Annotated in this window: 1 protein-coding gene and 1 pseudogene; both read left to right on the top strand. The window is 44.2% G+C overall.

Going from position 1 to position 2,147, the window contains the following annotated elements; translation table 11 throughout:
- A pseudogene (locus tag IQ242_RS27310) lies at window positions 1-146 on the top strand (DUF456 domain-containing protein); the annotation flags it as partial.
- A gap of 229 nt (window positions 147-375) precedes the next feature.
- The gene (locus IQ242_RS23180) at window positions 376-1,719 is read left to right on the top strand and encodes a TldD/PmbA family protein (RefSeq protein WP_193961571.1); all 1,344 of its coding nucleotides are present in this window, start codon (window positions 376-378) and stop codon (window positions 1,717-1,719) included.
- Window positions 1,720-2,147: the final 428 nt, after the last annotated feature.

Genomic DNA, 2,147 nt, shown 5'->3' with positions numbered 1-2,147 from the left:
GCACGGTTATCGGTCACGTTGCCAAAGCTATGCTGGCCACGGCTGCCGTTATTGTCTTTATTGTCACCACCTGGCCCAATCTCTCTTCAGTTATCAGTTATCAGTTATCAGTTATCAGTTTTCAGTTATCAGTTTTCAGAACGTAGGTTGGGTTGAAGCATGAAACCCAACGCCCGCATGGTTTACGCTACCGCTAACCCATCCTACAAATAATTGTGCCTCCCTACTTATCCAGCTTACGGCTGACCGCTATCAGTTATCAGATTTGAGTTTTCAGTGGACACTGTTAAGTGGCAAGTTCTGAGCTTTCTTTTCACTGATTACTGATTACTGTTTACTGATAACTGAAAAATCCTCCAACACCAAAAAAAATCTATGCCAAAAGTTGAAGATATCGCCCAAATCGCTAATTCTAGCGCCCAAGCTTTAGGAATTGCTAAATACGACATCTATGGTTCCTCTGTGGATGAAACCGATGTGGATGTGTTTCAAGGGGAACCGAAACAGGTACAAGCTTCCAATCGTTCCAGCGTTATCGTTCGCGTCTGGAATCGGGATAATCAAGTCGGTGTCACCTCCACCACCGATGTGGACCCGGTGGGACTGCAATTAGCCCTAAAAACCGCCCAGGAAGCCAGCTTTTTTGGCGTTAAGGAAAATGTCCCCGATTTTAGTCCCGCTGCCACCGCACCTACCACAGAAGTGGCCAGCGAAATGTATAATCAAGCACCGGTATCCACTCTCATCGATAAGTTATTAGCCGCCGAAAAATCCTTACTAGCGGCCCATCCAGCTATTGCCAGTGTTCCCTATAACGGTTTGGGACAACAGCAGGTCAGACGTTTTTATCTCAATAGCGACGGGGCAATGCGTCAGGAAGCGCGTAGTTATGCCAGCGTGTATTTATACACCAAAACCGAACAGGAAGGCAAAAAACCCCGTAGCGCCGGTGCTTTTCGGGTGAGTCCGGGCCTGGAAAAATTAGATATCGATGGTTGCATCGAGGAAGCGATTAGCAAAACTGTTAGCCATCTGGACTATCAACCGATTACCACGGGTAAATATTTAGTGGTTTTTGCCCCCCGCGCCTTTTTGAGTCTAATGGGAGCATTTTCTAATCTGTTTAATGCCCAAAATGTCCTTGATAAACAGAGTCTTTCTACTCCTGAATCCCTAGGGACACAAATCGCCGCTACGGCCTTAAATTTGTGCGATGATTCCCTCCATCCGGCTAATGTTGCCGCAGAAACTTTTGATAGTGAAGGCACTCCCACCCGTCGTGTGGAATTAATTAAAGAGGGGATTTTGAGTAATTTTCTCCATAGCACGATTACCGCTAAACGGATGAATACGGAACCGACTGGCAACGGTAACATTGGGGCAAAAGTAACGGTTAGTCCCCATTTTTATCACGTTTTTGCTAGTGCTAATCAACCAAAGAGCTATTCTTTGGAAACAGCAGAAAATGTGGTTTTAATTGATAGTTTACAGGCACTTCATGCAGGAGTTAATTCTCTACAAGGTTCCTTCTCTTTGCCCTTTGATGGTTGGTTAGTGAACAAAAACGAGCGCGTTAGCATCGATTCCGCTACCGTAGCCGGGGATATTTTAACACTGCTGAAATCGATTGTTTATCTGGAACCGGAAGCAGTTATTACTCCCAGTGGTGTTTGTCCCTACGTTTGGGTAGAGGGTTTATCAATCACAGGAGAAGCTTAACACTATACCTGACCAAAAATAGGGGGTATTAACTAGGGTAATACCCCCCGCCAGATGGATGCTAATTTTATAGTCGTGGGTAAGCTGTTGACTATCCAAATTACACTAAATCTGGTTATTAAAAACTGATTATCGATTCTCCCTTTTGCCTTTTGCATGAGTAGAAAACGGGTTTCTCCGAGAAACCCGTTTTCTGTGCGTTACTCAACGGATTTAGTATAACTGAACTTACCCCGTATAAACATACTAGCTATGGCTAAAAGTCTTACAGAGCCTGAGTTACAGCAATACAATACTAATGAACTACTGGACACAAAATCCTGAAGTTCTTACGCAGATAGGGTTTGAGGCAAAAATTTTCAAATTTGACCTTTAGACCATTATAGCTTGTTTCGGGGCAGAAAACCAGCAAAAACATGGCTACAGAG

The organism is Microcystis sp. LEGE 08355 (assembly GCF_015207185.1).
GTDB lineage: Bacteria > Cyanobacteriota > Cyanobacteriia > Cyanobacteriales > Microcystaceae > Microcystis > Microcystis panniformis.
This window is presented reverse-complemented; position numbering and strand designations above follow the sequence as displayed.